Source organism: Alsobacter ponti, from assembly GCF_024294805.1.
GTDB classification, from domain to species: domain Bacteria; phylum Pseudomonadota; class Alphaproteobacteria; order Rhizobiales; family Beijerinckiaceae; genus Alsobacter; species Alsobacter ponti.
In genome coordinates, this window is the sequence record NZ_JANCLU010000012.1 from 114520 (window position 1) to 134287 (window position 19768).

Annotated in this window: 16 protein-coding genes; 8 read left to right on the plus strand and 8 right to left on the minus strand. The window is 69.7% G+C overall.

What is annotated here, in order from left to right; genetic code table 11:
* Positions 1-130: 130 nt before the first annotated feature.
* A complete protein-coding gene (locus NK718_RS13545; RefSeq protein WP_254743225.1) occupies positions 131-3859 on the minus strand; it encodes a vitamin B12-dependent ribonucleotide reductase in 3729 nt (1242 codons plus the stop codon).
* Between the two features lie 744 nt (positions 3860-4603).
* On the opposite strand from NK718_RS13545, the gene NK718_RS13550 reads away from it, so the two are divergent.
* The 3 genes from NK718_RS13550 to NK718_RS13560 all read left to right on the plus strand — a co-directional run bounded on the left by NK718_RS13550 (position 4604) and on the right by NK718_RS13560 (position 6223).
* Entirely contained in the window at positions 4604-5014 is a 411-nt protein-coding gene (locus NK718_RS13550) for an NADH:ubiquinone oxidoreductase subunit NDUFA12 (protein WP_254743228.1), read from the plus strand.
* A gap of 7 nt (positions 5015-5021) precedes the next feature.
* Positions 5022-5480, plus strand: a complete 459-nt coding sequence (locus NK718_RS13555; RefSeq protein ID WP_254743230.1) for an OsmC family protein — start codon at positions 5022-5024, stop codon at positions 5478-5480.
* Positions 5481-5584: 104 nt separating this feature from the next.
* The gene (locus NK718_RS13560; RefSeq protein ID WP_254743233.1) at positions 5585-6223 is read left to right on the plus strand and encodes a DUF2155 domain-containing protein; all 639 of its coding nucleotides are present in this window, start codon (positions 5585-5587) and stop codon (positions 6221-6223) included.
* Between the two features lie 18 nt (positions 6224-6241).
* Here the strand turns inward: NK718_RS13560 and aat are convergent, their stop codons facing one another.
* The 5 genes from aat to NK718_RS13585 all read right to left on the minus strand — a co-directional run bounded on the left by aat (position 6242) and on the right by NK718_RS13585 (position 11301).
* Positions 6242-6907, minus strand: a complete 666-nt coding sequence (gene aat / locus NK718_RS13565) for a leucyl/phenylalanyl-tRNA--protein transferase (RefSeq protein ID WP_254743235.1) — start codon at positions 6905-6907, stop codon at positions 6242-6244.
* 25 nt (positions 6908-6932) lie between these two features.
* Entirely contained in the window at positions 6933-8297 is a 1365-nt protein-coding gene (gene accC / locus NK718_RS13570; protein WP_254743238.1) for an acetyl-CoA carboxylase biotin carboxylase subunit, read from the minus strand.
* Positions 8297-8767 carry an acetyl-CoA carboxylase biotin carboxyl carrier protein gene (gene accB / locus NK718_RS13575; RefSeq protein ID WP_254743241.1) on the minus strand — a complete coding sequence of 157 codons (471 nt, stop codon included), beginning with the start codon at positions 8765-8767 and terminating at the stop codon, positions 8297-8299. The genes accC and accB overlap by 1 nt, the downstream gene beginning before the upstream one ends.
* Positions 8768-8970: 203 nt before the next feature.
* Complete coding sequence (locus NK718_RS13580; RefSeq protein WP_254743244.1) at positions 8971-9759, minus strand: DsbA family protein; 789 nt, start codon at positions 9757-9759, stop codon at positions 8971-8973.
* A 105-nt stretch (positions 9760-9864) separates the two neighbouring features.
* Complete coding sequence (locus NK718_RS13585; protein WP_254743247.1) at positions 9865-11301, minus strand: M48 family metalloprotease; 1437 nt, start codon at positions 11299-11301, stop codon at positions 9865-9867.
* Positions 11302-11428: 127 nt separating this feature from the next.
* Here NK718_RS13585 and NK718_RS13590 point away from each other — a divergent pair, with 127 nt between their 5' ends.
* The gene (locus tag NK718_RS13590; protein WP_254743250.1) at positions 11429-12622 is read left to right on the plus strand and encodes a pyridoxal phosphate-dependent aminotransferase; all 1194 of its coding nucleotides are present in this window, start codon (positions 11429-11431) and stop codon (positions 12620-12622) included.
* 6 nt (positions 12623-12628) lie between these two features.
* Here NK718_RS13590 and ade read toward each other — a convergent pair whose 3' ends face one another.
* Positions 12629-14443 carry an adenine deaminase gene (gene ade / locus NK718_RS13595; protein ID WP_254743253.1) on the minus strand — a complete coding sequence of 605 codons (1815 nt, stop codon included), beginning with the start codon at positions 14441-14443 and terminating at the stop codon, positions 12629-12631.
* 119 nt (positions 14444-14562) lie between these two features.
* Between ade and NK718_RS13600 the strand changes: the two genes are divergently transcribed.
* From NK718_RS13600 to NK718_RS13615, 4 genes are all read left to right on the plus strand, one after another.
* Positions 14563-16428, plus strand: a complete 1866-nt coding sequence (locus tag NK718_RS13600; RefSeq protein WP_254743256.1) for an ABCB family ABC transporter ATP-binding protein/permease — start codon at positions 14563-14565, stop codon at positions 16426-16428.
* 480 nt (positions 16429-16908) lie between these two features.
* A complete protein-coding gene (locus NK718_RS13605; RefSeq protein WP_254743259.1) occupies positions 16909-17601 on the plus strand; it encodes a 4-hydroxythreonine-4-phosphate dehydrogenase in 693 nt (230 codons plus the stop codon).
* Complete coding sequence (locus NK718_RS13610) at positions 17598-18647, plus strand: Gfo/Idh/MocA family protein (RefSeq protein WP_254743262.1); 1050 nt, start codon at positions 17598-17600, stop codon at positions 18645-18647. Before NK718_RS13605 ends, NK718_RS13610 begins: the two co-directional genes overlap by 4 nt.
* Before the next feature lie 24 nt (positions 18648-18671).
* Positions 18672-19064 carry a GFA family protein gene (locus NK718_RS13615; RefSeq protein ID WP_254743265.1) on the plus strand — a complete coding sequence of 131 codons (393 nt, stop codon included), beginning with the start codon at positions 18672-18674 and terminating at the stop codon, positions 19062-19064.
* Positions 19065-19075: 11 nt separating this feature from the next.
* Here the strand turns inward: NK718_RS13615 and NK718_RS13620 are convergent, their stop codons facing one another.
* A complete protein-coding gene (locus NK718_RS13620) occupies positions 19076-19768 on the minus strand; it encodes a cyclic nucleotide-binding domain-containing protein (protein WP_254743268.1) in 693 nt (230 codons plus the stop codon).

Consider the following 19768-nt stretch of genomic DNA (forward strand, 5'->3'; position numbering starts at 1 on the left):
CATTCAGCTTTCCTGCGCGCCCATGGGCGCGCAGGGATTCTTGCGTGGGAACGGTCGACTGTTCACCGTCGAGGCATGACCTGCCTCGACCGACACACGTCCCGCATCGGCGCCTCAGCCGTGCCCGCGATCACGAGCAGCCGGTGGTCGACCCGCAGGTGTCGCACTTCAGGCAGGTGCCGTTGCGCACCAGCGTGAAGTTGCCGCACTCGCCGCAGGCGTCGCCCTGGTAGCCCTTCATCAGGGCTTCGGCGCGCTTGGAATCGGCCCCAACCGACGAGCGGTCGCCCCGCGGTGTCGCGGCGGTGAAGGGCAGGCTGGCGAGCGCCGCGTCGTCGGCGACCCCCGCGCGCAGCTCGCGGGCTTCCGCTACGTCGGCCTTCAGCGCCGTCGCGCCGGCCGTGCCGAAGGCGGTGACGGTGGGCGCGGAGCCCGCCGCGCCGCCTTCGATGGCGGTGAAGTTCGTCGCCTTGCCGCGCACCAGCCCCTTGGAGACCACGCGGGCCTGCGGGGTGAGCCCCTGGCCGCCCGGGTCCTTGCTCTCGTTCTCGCCCTTGCCCAGCACGTCGAAGCCGATCGACTCCGGCGAGACATGGGCGAGGTCGGAGCGCCCGAGATAGGAGATGGCGAGCTCGCGGAACACGTAGTCGAGCACCGAGGTCGCGTTCTTGATGGCGTCGTTGCCCTGCACGAAGCCCGCCGGCTCGAAGCGGGTGAAGGTGAAGGCGTCGACATACTCCTCGAGCGGCACGCCGTACTGCATGCCGAGCGAGATCGCGATGGCGAAGTTGTTCATCAGGCTGCGGAAGGCCGCGCCTTCCTTGTGCATGTCGATGAAGATCTCGCCCAGCCGCCCGTCCTCGTACTCGCCGGTGCGCAGGTAGACCTTGTGCCCGCCGACGACGGCCTTCTGCGTGTAGCCCTTGCGCCGGTCGGGCAGGCGCTCGCGCTCGCGCAGGCGCTCGACACGTTCGACGATGCGCTCGACCACCTTCTCGGCGATGGCGGCGCTGCGCGCGGCGGCGGGCTGGGCGACCAGGGCCTCCAGCGCCTCGTCCTCCTCCTCGCCTTCGTCGGCGAGCAACTGGGAGTTCAGCGGCTGCGACAGCTTGGAGCCGTCGCGATAGAGAGCGTTGGCCTTCAGCGCCAGCTTCCACGACAGCATGTAGGCGGACTTGCAGTCCTCCACCGTCGCGTCGTTGGGCATGTTGATGGTCTTGGAGATCGCGCCCGAGATGAAGGGCTGCGCCGCCGCCATCATGCGGATGTGACTCTCCACCGACAGATACCGCTTGCCGATGCGCCCGCACGGATTGGCGCAGTCGAACACGGGGTAGTGGGCGAGCTTCAGGTGAGGCGCGCCCTCCAGCGTCATCGCGCCGCAGACATGAATGTTCGCGGCTTCGATCTCGGCCTTCGAGAAGCCGAGGAAGGAGAGGAGCTCAAAGGAGGGGTCCGCCAACTTCTCGGCCGGCACCTTGAGGGTGTCGGTCAGGAAGTCCTCCCCGAGCGTCCATTTGTTGAACACGAACTTGATGTCGAAGGCGGAGGCGAGGCTCTTCTCCACCGCCGCGATCTTCTCGTCCGTGAAACCGCGCGCCCGCAGCGTCGTGTGGTTGACGCCGGGGGATTGCGCGAGCGAGGCGTGGCCGACGGCGTAGGCGACGATCTCGGCGATCTCCGCCTCGCCGTAGCCGAGGCCGCGCAACGCGTCCGGCACGGCCTGGTTGATGATCTTGAAGTAGCCGCCGCCGGCGAGCTTCTTGAACTTCACCAGCGCGAAGTCCGGCTCGATCCCGGTCGTGTCGCAATCCATCACGAGGCCGATCGTGCCGGTGGGCGCGATCACCGTCGCCTGGGCGTTGCGGTAGCCGTTCGCCTCGCCGAGTGACAGGGCCCGGTCCCACGCCGCGCGGGCATGGGCGACGAGGCGCGCGTCGGGGCACGAGGCGTGGTCGAGCGGCACGGGGTTGACGCTCAGCGTCTCGTATCCGGCGGTCTCACCGTGGGCGGCGCGGCGGTGGTTGCGGATCACCCGCAGCATGCTGTCGGCGTTGGCCTTGTAGCCGGGGAAGGGGCCGAGTTCGCCGGCCATCTCGGCCGAGGTCGCGTAGGCGACGCCGGTCATGATCGCGGTCAGCGCGCCGCACAGCGCGCGGCCCTCGTCGGAGTCGTAGGGAATGCCGGCCGTCATCAGCAGGCCGCCGATATTGGCGTAGCCCAGGCCCAGCGTGCGGTAGCGGTAGGAGAGCTCGGCGATTTCCCTGGAGGGGAACTGCGCCATCAGCACCGAGATTTCGAGGACGATCGTCCACAGCCGCACGGCGTGCTCGTAGTTCTCGATCTCGATCCGCCCGTCAGCGCCGCGGAAGCGCAGCAGGTTCAGCGAGGCGAGGTTGCACGCCGTGTCGTCGAGGAACATGTACTCCGAGCACGGGTTCGACGCGCGGATCGGGCCGGCCGCCGGGCAGGTGTGCCAGTCGTTCATCGTCGTGTTGAAGTGCAGGCCGGGGTCGGCCGAGGCCCAGGCGGCGTGGCCGATCTTCTCCCACAGGTCGCGCGCCTTCAGCGTCTTGGACACCTTGCCGTCCGTGCGGCGCACGAGGTTCCAGTCGCCGTCGGTCTCGACGGCGCGCAGGAAGTCGTCCTTCAGCGAGACGGAGTTGTTGGAGTTCTGGCCCGACACCGTCAGATAGGCCTCGGAATCCCAGTCCGTGTCGTAGGTGTCGAACTGGATGTCCGTGTAGCCCTGGCGGGCGAACTGGATGACGCGCTTGATGTAGCTGTCGGGGATCAGCACGCGGCGCGCCTGCTTGATCTCGCGCTTCAGCGCCGGGTTCTTCTCCGGGTCGAAGCAGGCGTCGCCGGGGCCCTCGCAGTTCACGCAGGCCTTCATGATGGCCTTGAGGTGCTTCTGGCAGAGCTTGGAGCCGGTGACGAGCGCGGCGACCTTCTGCTCCTCCTTCACCTTCCAGTCGATGTAGGACTCGATGTCCGGATGGTCGACGTCGACCACCACCATCTTGGCGGCGCGGCGCGTCGTGCCGCCGGACTTGATGGCCCCGGCGGCGCGGTCGCCGATCTTGAGGAACGACATCAGGCCCGAGGAGCGGCCGCCGCCGGCCAGCCGCTCGCCCTCGCCGCGCAGGGCGGAGAAGTTCGAGCCGGTGCCGGAGCCGTACTTGAACAGGCGCGCCTCGCGGACCCACAGGTCCATGATGCCGCCTTCGTTGACGAGATCGTCCTGCACGCCCTGGATGAAGCAGGCATGCGGCTGAGGATGCTCGTAGGAGGACTTGGACTTGGTGAGCTTGCCGGTCTTGTAGTCGACGTAATAGTGCCCCTGCGAGGGGCCGTCGATGCCGTAGGCCCAGTGCAGGCCGGTGTTGAACCACTGCGGCGAGTTGGGCGCGACCATCTGGGCCGCCAGCATGAAGCGCAGCTCGTCGGAGAAGGCGAGGGCGTCCTCCTCGGAGGAGAAGTAGCCGCCCTTCCAGCCCCAGTAGGTCCAGCACCCGACAAGGCGGTCGAACACCTGCTTGGCGGACATCTCGGAGCCGGTGCGCTCCTTCTCAGGCAGCGCCGCCAAGGCGGCCTCGTCCGCCACCGAGCGCCACAGCCAGGAGGGAACGTCGTTCTCCTCCACCTTGCGCAGCCGCGCGGGCACGCCCGCCTTGCGGAAGTACTTCTGGGCCAGCACGTCGGCCGCTACCTGGCTCCACTCCTGCGGAACCTCGATGTTCTCGAGGCGGAAAACGATTGAGCCGTCGGGATTGCGGATCTCGCTCGTCGCCGCGCGGAACGCGAGGTCCGCGTAGGGGGACTGTCCTGCCTTGGTGTAACGCCGCTCGATCCGCATGGTTTGTCCCCTGATGAGCGGGCGCGCGCCCGCTCGGCCGGTTGATCCCGGCTCCGCCAAAACTGTTTGTCGCCCCGAAAAACTCTCGGGCGGTTCGACCGCCCCTGTTGTGGCCGCCTTGCGGCGGCGACCGGCGCACCCGACGAGGGGACCGCGCGGCGTCGCCCCGATCCTCCCGCGACAATGCGGTACGCAGGATCGTCTGCCGTGCCGGGTTGGCCCTCGCCGGTCATTCCACCGGCCCGCCGCCCGTTTTGCGCGGCACCTCCGAAGCTAGGACTCGCAGCCCCGCCACGTCAAGGTTTTGTGCGGGTTACGTAACGCGACACCATATATGGTGAGGATCATGTGAAATGTGGGGATTTCGCGACACCTTTCGGTAACCCTCGGATTCGTCTCGCAGAATCCGTTGAGGCCCCTGTGGACGACCGCTCGGGCGCCGCTCCGGACGCCTCAAAACGGAACACAAGTCACGCGGCGCGGTCCACAACCCCTTGCAATCGGGGGAGACGCCGACGGCGCACACGCGGTGGCATCGAACGCCCGCAAATGCTTGGGGACGCCTCGAAAAGCGTCGCAATTCCGACGCGTTCGATTCGCTTACTCGTTGGCCGCGCGATTCGGCGACTCGATTCGCGGCGGCGGACGGCGACGCTGCTCCCGACTCGCCTCCTTCGCCCTTAGAAGGCTGGACAGCGCCGCCCGTCCTCGTGCAATAGTCCGCGCGCAAGCGAGGCAGCACCGATGAAAGAGACGCTTCTCCAGATCCTGACGTGGTGGACCGGCCAGACCATCGGCACGCGGTTCCACACGTGGCGCCACGGCGAGCTGGTGGGCGAGGACGCCCAGGGCAACCGCTACTACCGCACGCGCGGCGGCAGGATCGACCCCGCGCTCGGCATCGTGCGCCGCTGGATGATCTTCAACGGTCCCGTCGAGGCGACGCGCGTTCCGCCGGGCTGGCACGCCTGGCTGCGCCACACCGCCGAGCTGCCGCCGACCCAGGACGGCTATCACAGCCGCGAGTGGGAGGTGGAGCACAAGCCCAACATGACGGGCACGCCGTTCGCCTATCGGCCGCAGGGCTCCATTCTCGCCTCCGGCGAGCGCCCGCGCGCCACCGGCGACTACGAGGCCTGGACCCCGGGCTCCTGAGGCCGCAATGGCCACCCGCCACCGCTACAGCGCCGAGATCGTCTGGACGGGCAATCGCGGCGCGGGCACGGCGGACTATCGGGCCTATGGGCGCGAGCACGAAATCCGCTTTCCCGGCAAGCCGGCCATCGCCGGCTCCGCCGATCCGGCGTTTCGGGGCGACCGCGACCGGGTGAACCCGGAAGAAATGCTGGTCGCCTCGCTGTCGACCTGCCACATGCTCTGGTTCCTGCACCTCGCCAGCGTGGCCGGCCTCGTGGTGGAGAGCTACGAGGACGCCCCCGAGGGCGTGATGGTGGAGGAGGCGGACGGCGCCGGCCAGTTCGCCGAAGTCGTGCTGCGGCCGCGCGTGCGTCTGTCCTCGGGCGACCCCGCCAGGGTGGCGGATGTGCACGAGGAGGCGCACCGCTTCTGCTTCGTCGCCCGCTCGGTCAATTTCCCGGTCCGCTGCGAAGCGCGCCCGTGAGGCGGCGCCCGCCCTTTCTCCGCCCTTTTTGCCGTGCTAATCGTCCGCCCGCGCCGGATGGATCGTTTCCCTGTCGCCGGCCGAACAGGATCGAACGACCCGCCATGCGCACGTCCCGCCTCCTGGCCCCCGCCGTCCTCGCCTGCGCCGTCGCGCTGGCGGCCGGGCCGGCGGCCGCCGACAAGATCAAGAACCCCACGGCGGTGTTCGCCGGGCTCGACAAGATCACCGGCCGCATCATTTCTTTCGACGTCGCCATCGACGAGACGGTCCAGTTCGGGGCGCTGCAGCTGACCCCGCGCGTGTGCTACACGCGCCCGCCGACCGAGCCGCAGAACACCACGGCCTTCATCGAGGTCGACGAGGTGACGTTCGCCAACGAGTACCGGCGCATCTTCGGAGGCTGGGTGTTCGCCTCGAGCCCCGGCCTGCACGGCATCGAGCACCCGATCTACGACGTGTGGCTGACGAACTGCAAAGGCGGCACGGTGGTCATCCCCGACCCGGTCGACCCCAACCGCGTCGCCGAGCCGGCGCAGCCGGACAGCAAGCAGGCCAAGGGCCGGGCCGACGCCGGGCTGCAGCCTCTGCCCGGCGCGGTCAACGTGCCGGTCGCGCCCGGCGGGCAGATCGGCGTGCAGGCCCCGGCCGGCGTGCCGGTGGCGCCGCGCCAGCCCTCCCAGCGCTTCTTCCCGACGACGCGGCCGGGAATCGCGCCGATCCAGGAAAATCCGAACCGCTGAGCGCCGGCGTCGCGCCGGTCAGCCCGTCAGGCCTTCCAGCGCCTGCGCGCCGCTGACGCCCATGCGCGGCCAGGCGAAGAAGTCGCCCTGTTCCCGGGTCGCCGCGTCCAAAAGGCGGCGATACTCGCGCCGCGGCACCTCGACGGCGCCGAAACTGGCCAGATGCGGGGTGACGAACTGGGTGTCCAGCAGGCGGAAGCCGCCGGCGCGCAGCCGCGCCACGAGATGGACGAGCGCCACCTTCGAGGCGTCGCGCTCGATGTGGAACATGCTCTCGCCGAAGAACGCGCCGCCCAGCCGGACGCCGTAGAGCCCGCCCACCAGCCGGTCGTTGCGCCACGCCTCGACCGAGTGCGCGTGCCCGGCGTCGAACAGCGCCCCGTACATGCGGCGGATGCGCGCGTTGATCCAGGTCTGCTCGCGGTCGGGCGCCTCGGCCGCGCACGCCGCGATCACCGCGTCGAAGCGCGTGTCGATGCGGATCTCGAAAACGTCCTGGCGGACCGTGCGGGCGAGGCGGGAGGGCAGGTGGAAGCCCTCGAGGGGGATGACGCCGCGCAGGCGCGGCTCCACCCAGTAGAGCGCCGGGTCCTCGGCGCTCTCGGCCATCGGGAAGATGCCGATCTCGTAGGCCCGCAACAGCACGTCGGGCGTGATGTCCATGCCCTCGTCGTGCTTGCGCATCGTCGCCTTGCTCCGCCGCTGCGGCTCAGGGCTGGAAGGGGTCGTCCATCCCGCCCGTCGAGAGGAACTTCTCGAGCCAGTGAATATCGTAATCGCCGTTCTGGATGTCCTGGTTCCGCACCAGCGTGCGGAACAGCGGCAGCGTGGTGTCGATGCCGTCGACCACGAACTCGTCGAGCGCCCGGCGCAGGCGCATCAGGCACTCGTTGCGGTTGCGGCCGTGGACGATCAGCTTGCCGACCAGCGAGTCGTAGTTCGGCGGGATCATGTAGCCCTGGTACACCGCCGAATCGACGCGCACGCCGAGCCCGCCGGGCGGGTGGTAATAGGCGATGCGCCCCGGCGAGGGCCGGAAGGTCGCCGCGTGCTCCGCGTTGATGCGGCACTCGATAGCGTGGCCGTTGAGCGAGACGTCGTCCTGCCCGAAGGAGATCGGCGCGCCGGCGGCGATGCGGATCTGCTCGTTGACGAGGTCGATGCCGGTGATCATCTCGGTCACCGGATGCTCCACCTGGATGCGGGTGTTCATCTCGATGAAGTAGAACTCGCCGTTCTCGTAGAGGAACTCGATCGTGCCCGCGCCGGCGTATTGCAGCTCCTGCATGGCGCGCGCGACGGTGCCGCCGATGCGCGCGCGCATGTCGGCGTTCAGCGCCGGGGAGGGGCCTTCCTCCCACACCTTCTGGTGGCGGCGCTGGAGCGAGCAGTCGCGCTCGAACAGGTGGACGGCGCCGCCCCGCCCGTCGCCCAGCACCTGCAATTCGATGTGGCGCGGCTGCTCGAGGTACTTCTCGAGGTAGACGGCGTCGTCGCCGAAGGCGGCCTTGGCCTCGGTGCGGGCGGTCTGAAGCGCGTTGACGAGGTCGGCCTCGGAGCGCGCCACCTTCATGCCGCGCCCGCCGCCGCCGGCGGCGGCCTTGACCAGCACCGGGTAGCCGATGTCGGCGGCGACGCGCATCGCCTCGTCGTCGTCGGTGATGCCGCCGTCCGAGCCCGGGACGCAGGGAATGCCGAGGCGCCGCGCGGTGCGCTTGGCCTCGATCTTGTCGCCCATCAGGCGGATATGCTCGGCCTTGGGGCCGATGAAGTGGATGTTGTGGCTTTCCAGGATCTCGGCGAAGCGGGCGTTCTCGGAGAGGAAGCCGTAGCCGGGATGCACCGCGTCCGCGCCGGTGATCTCGCAGGCGGCGAGCAGAGCGGGGATATTGAGGTAGGAGTCGCGCGCGGCCGGCGGGCCGATGCAGACGCTCTCGTCGGCGAGGCGCACGTGCATGGCGTCCGCGTCGGCGGTCGAATGGACCGCGACAGTGGCGATGCCGAGCTCCTTGGCCGCGCGCAGCACGCGCAGCGCGATCTCGCCGCGGTTCGCGATGAGGATCTTGTCGAACATTATTCGATGACCAGCAGCGGCTCGCCGTACTCCACCGGCTGGCCGTCCTCGACCATGACGGCGGTGACCGTGCCGGCGCGGTGGGCGACGATCTCGTTGAAGGTCTTCATCGCCTCGATCAGCAGCACCTTTTCGCCGGCCTTCACGACGGAGCCGACCTCGACGAAGGGCTTGGCCTCCGGCGAGGGGCGGCGATAGGCGGTGCCGACCATCGGGGAAGTCAGCGCGCCGGGGCCGGCGGCGGCGGCTTCGGCCGCGGTCGGCGCGGGCGCCGTGGCGGCCGGGGCGGCGACGCTGTGCACGGCCGGCGCGGAGACGGGGACGTGGATGGCGGGGGCGGCGGAGAGTTGGCGGGCGACGCGGATGCGCAGATCGCCCTTCTGCACCTCGATCTCGGAGAGCTCGGTCTCGGCCAGCAGCTTGGCTAGCTCGCGCACGAGCTTGGGGTCGATGGCTTGCTCTTTCGTCATTGTTCTCGTCGTCTTGGCTGGCTGCCGCTCCATGTCTGAAATGCTCCGGCGGCTGCGGGCCGCGCGGCCCGCGCGCGGGCGGAACGGCGGCCTGGGGATCAAATGGCTTGCAGTCTCTTAGCCGCTTAGGCGCGCGAGGGGAAGCGCGGCCGTGGCTTCGGCCCGCTTCGTCAACACCTTGCGTGGAGGGGCGGCGTGTCGGCTCAGCCGCAATTGGCCTTGCCGCACTGGCGCATGGAGGCGATGCCGGCGCGCAGCGGGTCGAGGCCGACGGCCCCGAAGATGATGTCCTCGCCCAGGATGAAGGCGGGCGTGCCCTGCAGGCGCAGGGCGTCGCCGATCCGCATGGCCTCCTCGATGATGCCGCGCGTCTCAACGCTCTCCATGTCCTTGGCGAGCCGGGTCATGTCGGCGCCGGTCTCCTTGGCCACCGCCATGGCGCGATCTTTGCCGACGCGACCGCGCGATTCCATCAGCTTCTGGTGGAATTCCCAGTACTTGTCGCCCTTGACCTGGTTCTTCAGCGCGACGGCGACGACCGAGGCCTCGACCGAATCCGGGCCGAGGACGGGGAAGTCGCGGATGACGACCTTGAGCTTCGGGTCGTTCTTGATCAGCTCGCGCACGTCGGCGAGCGAGCGCTTGCAGTAGGTGCAGTTGTAATCCATGAACTCGACGAGGGTGACGTCGCCCTGCGGATTGCCCAGCACGACGCTGCGCGCCGGGTTGACCAGCGAGGCCGAGACCTCGCCCAGCGCCTTCTTCGAGGCCTGCTTCTCGGCGTCCTTCTGGCGGCGGTCGAGCTCGACGAGCGCGTCCTGGATCACCTCGGGGTTCTTGAGCAGGTATTCCTTCACGAGGTCGCCGATGGCGGCCTTCTGCTTGTCGCTGAAGGCGTCCTGGGCGCGCGCCGGCGCGCAGGCGAGGCCGAGCGCGAGCGACGCCGCGAGGGCGAGGGCGGCGGCCGGCCGCGTGAAGGCGAAACGCGTCATGTCTGTCTCCGTCAGGCGCCTACGAGGTGGAGCGAAGGCGCGCGCAGGTCAAATCAACTCGGGTTGATGGGGGTATCACCTGATGGTGCGCCCCGCCAGCGCCGTTCAACTCGGCTTGCGCGGGCGGTAGTTCACGATGTCCTCGGCCCGCAGGTAGGAGGGCGAGCCCTTCGGCAGCTTCTCCATGGCGCGGGTGGCCTGGGTGGCGGCGTTCTTGTAATCGCCCGCGGCGAAATAGGACTGCGCGGCGGCGTATTCGGCCATGCCGATGTCGCCCAGGATGCCGTAGGCGCGCGAGAGATGCCGCCAGCCGTCCGGCCAATCCGATTCGCGCTGGGCGGCCTGGGAGAGGATGCCCACCGCCTCCTTCACCTCGGCCGGCCGCTCGGTGGCGACCAGCGCCTGGCCGAGCAGGATGCGGATAAGGCCCGCGGAGGGCGCCAGCGCGACGGCCTTGCGCAGCGCCGGCAGCGCCTGCTGCGCCTGCCCGAACTCGAGCAGGATCTGGCCCTTCAGCTCCCAGAAATAGGGGTTGTTGGGCTGCTGCGCGATCAGCCCGTCCACCTGCCCGGCGGCCTCGACGAAGCGCTTGGCCTGGTAGGACGCGATGGCGCGGGCGTAGCGGGCCGGCAGGGAGTTGTCCGAGAGCGGATAGCGCCGCGACACCTCGCCGACGCTGCCGCTGAAGCCGATGAGCTTGGCGCGCATCATGTCGTGGCGGGCCTGCAGCGACGCCGAATCCTTGGCCTCGAAATAGGGGCTCTGCTTCGCCACGTTCGCGAGGTTGGCGATGCGCTCGGCCGGCATGGGGTGGCTGACGAGATAGGGGTCGATGCTCTGGGTCTTGAACATCGCGTCCTGGTTGAACCGCTCGAAGGTCGTCAGCAGCCCCTTGGGGGACTGGTGGGTGGCGTTGAGATAGTTGACCGCCATGCGGTCGGCGGCCTGCTCCTCGCCGCGCTGGTAGGAGAGCAGGCTGCGCATCGCCATGTCGGTGGAGCCCAGCATGATGCCGCTCGCCCCGACGCCCGCGTTGCCGACCCTGTCGCCCGAGCGCACCGCGCCCGCCATCGCCCCCGCGCCGAGCAGCATGCCCGCGATGGCGACGATCTGCGCCGTGGCGAGCTGGTCGCGCAGGCGCGCCAGGTGTCCGCCGGCGATATGGCCGGATTCGTGGGCGATGACGCCGATGATCTCGTTCGGCGTCTTGGCGTCGACCAGCGCGCCGGTGTTGATGAACATCCGCCTTCCGTTGGCGACGAAGGCGTTGAAGCTGCGGTCGCCGACGATGACGATCTCGATGGAGCCCTTGCTCAGCCCGGCCGCGGCGAAGATCGGGGTGGCGTAGTCGCGCAGCAGCGCCTCGATCTCCGCGTCGCGGATGATGGGCACGTTGCGTCCGGCCTGGGCCGCGGCCGGCGCGGGCGGGGCGGCCATCGCCACCGCCAGCACGCAGGTGACCGCCGCCCGCGCTGTCCGCGCCGCATCTGGCAGGAGGCGAGCGATGCTGCTAGGGAGACGGTTGAAGATCCGGACTGACATGGCGGCTCGGCGCGTGCGGAAGGTTCGAAAGAGTTAAGAGCCGCGAACAAGCCGGTCAAATCGGGCAAACTCACGGCCGGGTTGCGGTGTGCCCCGCAATCGCGGCAAGGCCAAGGCGACGAAACGCATGCGTCCCGACATGTCCGCCCCCCGTCTTCTCACCCCCGGCCCGGCCCCGTCGCGCCGCAGCGATGTCGCGCCCTTCATGGCCATGGACGTGCTGGCCGCCGCCAACGCCCGCGAGCAGGCCGGCGGCGAGGTGGTCCACATGGAAGTGGGCCAGCCCGGCGCGCCGGCCCCGCGCGCCGTGATCGAGGCCGCGTCGCGGGCGCTCGCGCTGGGGCGCATCGGCTACACCGAGGCGCTGGGCGTGCCCAGCCTGCGCGAGCGGATCGCGCGCCATTACCGCGACGCCTATGGCGTCGGCGTCCCGGCGGAACGGGTGGTCGTCACCACCGGCTCGTCCGGCGGCTTCATCCTGGGCTTCCTGGCCATGTTCGACGCGGGGGACCGCGTCGCCATCGCCACGCCCGGCTACCCCGCCTACCGCAACATCCTCAAGGCGTTCGGCGTCGAGCCCGTCGAGATCGAGTGCGACGCCGCGTCCGGCTGGGTGCTGACGGCCGCCGCCATCGAGCGCGCCCACGCCGAACGGCCGCTCAAGGGCGTGCTCGCCATGAGCCCGGGCAATCCGACCGGCACGATGATGAGCCGCGACGCGCTCGCCGCCCTCGGCGCGGCCTGCAAGAGGCTCGGCCTGTGGTTCATCTCGGACGAGATCTATCATGGGCTGACCTACGAGCGCCCGGCCGACACGGCGCTCGCCTTCGACGACGAAGCCGTCATCATCAACAGCTTCTCGAAATATTACTGCATGACGGGCTGGCGCGTCGGCTGGATGGTGGTGCCGGAGCGCCTGGCGCGGCCGATCGAGAGGCTGGCGCAGTCGCTGTTCATTTCCGTGCCGTATCTGTCGCAGGTCGCCGCCGAAGCCGCCTTCGACGCCACGTCGGAGCTGGAGGCCATCAAGGCCGGCTACGCCGCCAACCGGGCGCTGCTGCTGGACGAACTGCCGCGCATCGGGCTGGGCGACTTCCTGCCGGTCGACGGGGCGTTCTACGTCTATGTCGACGTCGGCCGCCACACCAACGACTCGATGGCGTTCTGCCGCCGGCTGCTCGACGAGGCGGGCGTCGCCGCGACGCCGGGGCTCGACTTCGACACCGCGCGCGGCTCGCGCTTCATGCGGCTGTCCTTCGCCGGAAGCGAGGCCGATTGCCGCGACGCCGTGCGGCGGCTGGGAACGTTCCTGCGCGGGTGAGGGGGCTCACTCCTTCACGAACAGGTCGATTTTCTGGAACGTCCGTACGTCGACCAGCCCGATGTCGGAGATGCGCAGTTCCGGGATCACCACCAGCGCCATCAGCGAGTGCTGCATATAGGCGTTGTTGAGCGTGCAGCCGCAGGCCCGCATCGCCTCGACCATGCGGCCGGCCTTGTCTGCGACGATCTCGGCGCGCTCGTCCGACATCAGGCCGGCAATGGGCAACTCGACCAGCGCCAGTTCCTTGCCCCCCGCGATCACGACGATGCCGCCGCCTACCTCGGCGAGGCGGTTGGCGGCCTGCGCCATGTCGGCGTGGTTGGTGCCGACCACGATCATGTGGTGGCTGTCGTGGGCGACGGTGCTCGCCACCGCGCAGTCGACCGAATAGCCGAAGCCGGACACGAACCCGTTGGCCACGCGCCCTTCGCCGCGATGGCGCTCGACGACGGCGATCTGGCAGACGTCGGCGGCGCGGTCCATGCCGACCAACCCGTCCGCGCAGGGCAGGGCGCGCGTGAGGGCGCGAGTGGGGGCCTGATTCTCGATCACCCCGATCACATTCGCGACGACCTGGTTCGCCCCTTCGGGCGCGGCGATGGCGAAGTCCGCCGGCTGGATGGCGCGACCCAGCTTGACCGTGCCCAGCGCTTCCGGCGGGTAGGGATAGGCCGGGATGTCGATCGTCAGGCGGCCATGTTCCGCCACCACGATGCCGCGCGCGATCACCGTCTCGACCGGCAGGGACACGAGGTCGGAGGTGATCAGCAGGTCGGCGCGCCGGCCCGGCGTGATCGAGCCCAGCTCGCGCTCCAGCCCGAAATGCTGGGCGGTGTTGAGCGTCGCCATCTGGATCGCCGTCACCGGCGCGAGCCCCTGCGCGATGGCGTGGCGCACCACCCGGTTCATGTGGCCTTCATGGACGAGCGTGCCGGAATGGCTGTCGTCCGTGCACAGGATGAAGTTGCGGCTGTCGAGCCCCTGCTCGGTGACGGCCTTGATCTGGGCGGCCACGTCGTACCAGGCCGAGCCGAGGCGCAGCATGGCGCGCATGCCCTGCCGGACGCGGGCCACCGCGTCCTCCGCCCGCGTGCCCTCGTGATCGTCGGCCGGGCCGCCGGCGACATAGGCGTGGAACGCGGCCCCGAGGTCCGGCGAGGCGTAATGCCCGCCCACCGTCTTGCCGGCGCGCTGGGTGGCGGCGATCTCGCCCAGCATCGTCGCGTCGCCGGCCGCCACGCCGGGGAAGTTCATCATCTCGCCGAGCCCGACGATGTTGGGCCAGGCCATCGCCTCCGCCACCTCGGCGACGCCGAGGCTCGCGCCGGCGTTCTCCAGCCCCGGCGCGCTCGGCACGCAGCTCGGCATCTGCACGAACATGTTGATCGGCAGGCCGGCGGCCTCGTCGTGCATCAGCCGCACGCCGGGAAGGCCGAGCACGTTGGCGATCTCGTGGGGATCGACGAACATCGTCGTGGTGCCGTGCGGGATGACGGCGCGGGCGAACTCCGTCGCCGTCACCATGCCGCTCTCCACGTGCATGTGGCCGTCGCACAGGCCCGGCACGAGGTAGCGGCCCCGCGCCTCGATCACGACCGTGCGAGGACCGATCGCGTGGGCGGCGGACGGCCCTACATAGGCGATGCGCCCGTCCGCCACCGCGACGTCCGTCCCGGGCAGGATCTCGCCGGAATGAACGTTCACCCAGCGCCCGTCGCGCACGACGAGGTCGGCCGGCTCCCGGCCGGCGGCCACGGCCACGAGGCGCGGCGCGGCCTCGGCCCAGCTCTTCAGCCCCTGCGATCCCGTCCCCGCCATGCCCGCACCTCGCTCCTGTCCGATTCCCCACGATAAGGTCTTGCCATGGTCCTGCAATCGGCGTTCCAGAGAGGGCGGAGCGCGCCGTTGTCGCGCCTCCCGCGTGAAATGAGGCGAGCATGCCCCGTGACCTGGACGCGCTGAAGCGTCCCCAGACGACGGTCCACCTCGACAGGGCCGCGCTCGCGCGGCTCTACGCCCTGCTGTGGCCTCGCGACGACCCGCCGTTCCGGGCGCGCTTCGGGCTGACCATCGCGCTGATGTCGGGCGCGGCGGCGCTCAACGCCATCGTGCCGCTGCTCTTCGCCTCGGCGGTCGACGGGTTCTCCGGCCGCGCCGAGCCCTGGATGGCGCCGGTGGCGATCATCGGGGCCTATGTGGCGCTGCAATGGCTGTCGCGCGTGATGAACGAGTCGCGCTGGTCGCTCTACGGGCCCATCGAGCAGCGCCTGCAACGATCGCTCGCCCGGCGCGCCATGGCGCATTTGCACGGCCTGTCGCTGTCGTTCCACCTCGGCCGGCGGACGGGTCAGATCAGCCGCATCCTCGACAACGGGCTGAGCGGGCTGCGCGAGCTGCTGTTCGACTCCGTGTTCCTCATCCTGCCGCTGGCCGCCGAGATCGTGTTCGTGGCGGCGGTGATGATGGTTCGCGTCGACGCGGTGTTCGCGACCGTGCTGCTCGTCACGCTGGCCATCTACGGCGCCATCCTCGTCATCGGCTCGGAATGGCTGCGCTCGAAGCAACGCCGCGCCGTCGCGCAGGGGGCCATCGCCCACGGCGAGGCGGTGGACAGCCTCATCAACTACGAGACGGTGAAGTATTTCGGCAACGAGGAGCACGTCACCAGCCGCTACGACCGCAGCTTGGCGGAGGTCGAGCGGCTCACGGTCGCCTCGCTGCGCTTCCGCAGCCTGCTCGGCGTCGCGCTGTCGACGGTGCTGGTGTCCGGCATGGCGGCGATCCTGTTCCTGGCCGCCGCGCGGCTCTCGGCGGGGTCGATCAGCCTGGGCGACTTCGTGCTCGTCAACGCCTACATGTTGCAGCTCATCCGCCCGATGGAGCGGCTGGGGCAGCTTTATCGCGCCCTGAAACAGTCCTTCGCCGACCTCGAGCAGCTGCTCCAGCTGCTGGAGGAGACGCCCGAGGTCGGTGACCGGCCCGGAGCGGTCGAGCTGCCGCCCGGGCGCGGCGCCATTGCCTTCGAGCATGTCGGGTTCGGCTACGGCAAGGGCAGGGGGACGCTGGAGGAGATCGACTTCGCCGTGCCGCCCGGCGCGAAGGTGGCGCTGGTCGGGCCGACGGGGGCGGGCAAGTCGACCGTGGCGCGGCTGCTGTTTCGCTTCTACGACCCCCAGGCGGGCCGCATCGTCGTCGACGGGCGCGACATCAGGGACGTCACCCAGGCCAGCCTGCGGGCGGCCATCGCGGTGGTGCCGCAGGACACCGTGCTGTTCAACGACACCATCGGCTACAATATCGGCTTCGGCAGGCCCGGCGCCGGGCAGGCGGAGATCGAGGCGGCGGCGAGGGCGGCCGAGCTGCACGACTTCATCGCCGCCCTGCCGGACGGCTACGCCACGCTGGTGGGCGAGCGCGGGCTGAAGCTCTCGGGCGGCGAGAAGCAGCGCGTCGCCATCGCCCGCGCCGTGCTCAAGAACCCCCGCATCTTCATCCTGGACGAGGCCACCTCGGCGCTCGACAGCGCCACCGAGAAGGCCGTGCAGGAGAACCTGGCGCGGGTCTGCCGGGGCACGACGACGCTGGTCATCGCCCATCGGCTCTCCACCGTCGTCGACGCCGACATCATCCTGGTGCTGGAAGGCGGACGGATCGTCGAGCAGGGCGACCATGCGACGCTGCTGCGCCGGGGCGGCCTGTACGCGACGCTGTGGCGGCGGCAGGCCGAGACGCCCGGAACGGGGGAGGTCGACGAGGGCGTGGAGACGAACGAGGCCCTTGAAAAGAAAGAGGCCGCCCGGTGATCCGAGCGGCCCAAGTCAAGGGAGGAAACGCCCTAGGAGGGCAACCCCAAAATGGCCCAGCTCGTTGTGCGGTGCAACGTAAGAAGTCGGGCGGCAGGCATGCGCATTTCGCATGGCTTATGAGGATTTCGGCCAAGAACGCCCGAAAGCTCTGCGTCAAACGCGGATGGTTCCGTGTGCAACTATCTCCGCGTGCTGCGCCGAATGGCCGAAATCGTGCTGAAAACGACCTGAAAGGCTGAATTCGACGGCTTTCAGTCCTCACTTCGCCCCGAAAATCGCCTGAGCGAGCTCGGGCAGGCAATTCGGCCAGACTATGTGCGCCGCAGCACAGCGCGAGCTTTGCGGTAAGGGCGTGTGCCATGGCCGGTGCGTCGCCCGCCTCGGCGGGCTCGCCCCGGCTCAGCTTGCCGCCGCGCCGTGGCGCGCCCATGATCGTGCTCCGGCTCCGGATCATCCATGCGACCCGATTTCATCTTCATGCTGACGCGCGACGACCGCACCGTGCCGGACGCGCGGGAGCTGCTGCCGCAGGTCGTGAAAGCCGGCGTCACACGCATCGGTTTCAAGGACGTCGGAATACCGCTGTCGGAACTGCGGACTCTTGTGGCTGAAATGCGCGGTCACGGCGTTGAAACCTATATGGAAGTTGTCAGTCTCGATACGTCTTCCGAGCTGAAATCCGCCGAGGCGGCGCTTGAACTGGGCGTCGACTGGCTGCTCGGCGGGGTGCGGCCGGAGGCTGTGCTGAAGGTGATCGTCGGCTCGGGGTTGCGCTACTGCCCGTTCCCCGGCCGGGTCGTCGGCCACCCCAGCGTGCTGGAGGGACCGCCCGGGAACATCGTCGCCAGCGCCCGCGACATCGCCGCCATGGAGGGCGTCCATGGCCTCGACCTGCTGGCCTGGCGCTTCGCCGGGGACGCGCCGGCCCTCGTCGAAGCCGTCTGCCGCGCCGTCGACAAGCCGGTCATCGTCGCCGGGTCGATCGACCGGGCCGAACGCATCGCGGCCGTGGCGCGGGCCGGCGCGCACGCCTTCACCATCGGCACGGCGGCGCTCGACGCCGTGTTCCCGGCGCGCTCGAAAAAACTCGAGCACCAGATTGAATTCATTCATGCTTGCCTGGAGAATGCGGGCCGGCCCGATCCCCGTTCCAGTCAGGTTCCAGCATGACTCTCCCCTGCATCGCCCGCCCGCATCGCGTCGCCATCGTCGGCCTGGGGATGGCCCACAAGCCCCATCTCCAAGGCCTGCGCGACCTCGCCCCAACCGTCTCGATCGCCGCCTGCTACGCGCCGAGCCCGGAGCGCCGGGCCGCCTTCGCCGCCGCCAATCCCGACCTAGCCATCGTCGACAGCCTCGATAAGGCGCTGGGCGACCCCTCGGTCGACACCGTGCTCGTGCTGACCCCGCCGGCCACCCACCTCGAACTGGTCAAGCGTTGCGCCGAGGCCGGCAAGCACGTCCTCCTCGAGAAGCCCGTCGAAACCCAGACCGGCAAGGCGGCCGAACTCGTCGCCGCCATGGAAAGGGCCGGGCGCAAGCTCGGCATCATGTTCCAGATGCGCTTCCGCCCCGCCTCGCTGCGCCTGGCTTCGGTGATCGCGGCGGGCGAACTGGGCGAACTTGTCTCGGCGTCCGCCAGGGTGCGCTGGTGGCGGACCGCCGAGTACTACGCGCAGCCCGGCCGTGGCATGAAGGCCCGCGACGGTGGCGGCGTGCTGCTGACCCAGGCCATCCACACGCTCGACCTGTTCCAGAGCCTCACCGGCCCCATCGTGGAGGTTTCCGGCTTCGCCGCGACCTCGAAGCTGCGCCGCATCGACACGGAGGACGTCGCCGGGGCCGCCGTGCGCTTCGCCAACGGCGCGATCGGAACCATCGACGCGACGACGGTCGCCTATCCGGGCTTCCCCGAGACCATCGAATGGGCGGGATCGAAGGCGACCGCGGTGCTCACCAACAAGGGTCTGGACGTGTTCTGGCAGGACGGAAGGCGCGAGGAGATGGCGAGCGATGTCGGCGCTGGAGGCGGCGCGGACCCCATGGCGTTCTCGCACGAGTCCCACCGCGACTGCTTCGCCGACCTGCTGCAGGCCATCGACGAAGGCCGCGAGCCGCGCGTCAGCGGCCGCGAGGCGCTGAAGGTGCATCGCCTCATCGACGCGATCCTCGCGTCCTCGGAGCAGCGCCGGGCGGTTGCGATCGAAACCGATTGACTGGCCGATAAAGGAGGGCGCGGCATGGACCGGTTCACGGGCGGCTGCCTGTGCGGGAACGTCAGGTTCGTGGCGTCGGGCCGCCCCTACCGGGTCGGCCTTTGCCACTGCCTCGACTGCCGGAAGCATCACGGCGCGCTCTTCCACGCCTCCGCGATCTTCCCGCAGGAGGCGGTGACCGTTGAAGGCGAGACGCGCGACTACGCCGGGCGGTTCTTTTGCCCCCGGTGCGGCTCGTCCGTCTTCGCCCGCACCGCCGACGAAGTCGAGGTGAACCTGGGCTCCCTCGACGCCCCCGACCAGCTGACGCCGACCTACGAGAACTGGACGATCAGGCGGGAGTCCTGGCTGCCGCCCTTTCCGCTGCGACATCGCTACGAGCGCGATCGCGATCCCGCGAGCCGCTTCGAGGATTAGCGCGCCCGCTTTTAGAGATCGACGCCGTCGATCAGCGGCGTCGGCGAGGCGAACACAGCGAGGCGATCCGGCTCGATCCGGACGTCGTTGCCGGCGATCTCGACGCCGTGCTCGCGCAACTGCGCGAAGGCGCGCGACAGGTGTTCGCCCGTCATCCCGAGCCGCGAGGCCAGCACGGCCTTGCCGATCCCCAGGGTGAAGCTGGTCATGCCGGCGAACCGGCTTTCCGTCAGCAACCAGTTGGCCAGCCGCTCCGTGGCGCTGCGCAGGCGCTGGTTCTTCAGCTCCTTCATCACGTCCCGGTAGCGGATGGCGAGCTCGTATCCGGCCGCCGCCGCGAAGCTGGCGTCCGAGGCGATGGCGTCCCGAACGGTCTGGGCCGACATCGACAGCACGCGCGAGGGCATGCTGGTGCGCACGGAATTGAGCTGGACCTGGTCCAGCCACACGGCGGCGAGGATGAACGCGGCCGGGGGGCGGAGGAAGGTCACGATCACGCGCTTGCCGTTGCTTTCCGAGAAGGCCTCGGCGAGCCCGCCGAGCAGCACGAAGAGGCTTGAGGGCTTCTCGCCCTCGCGCACCAGCACCGTTCCCGGCTGCACGTCGGAGATCACGGCATCGGCGGTGACCCGGTCGAACGCGGCGTCGGAGATGCCGCGAAACAGGGGAAATCCCTTGATCAAATAGGCGTCGCTGGCGCGCAT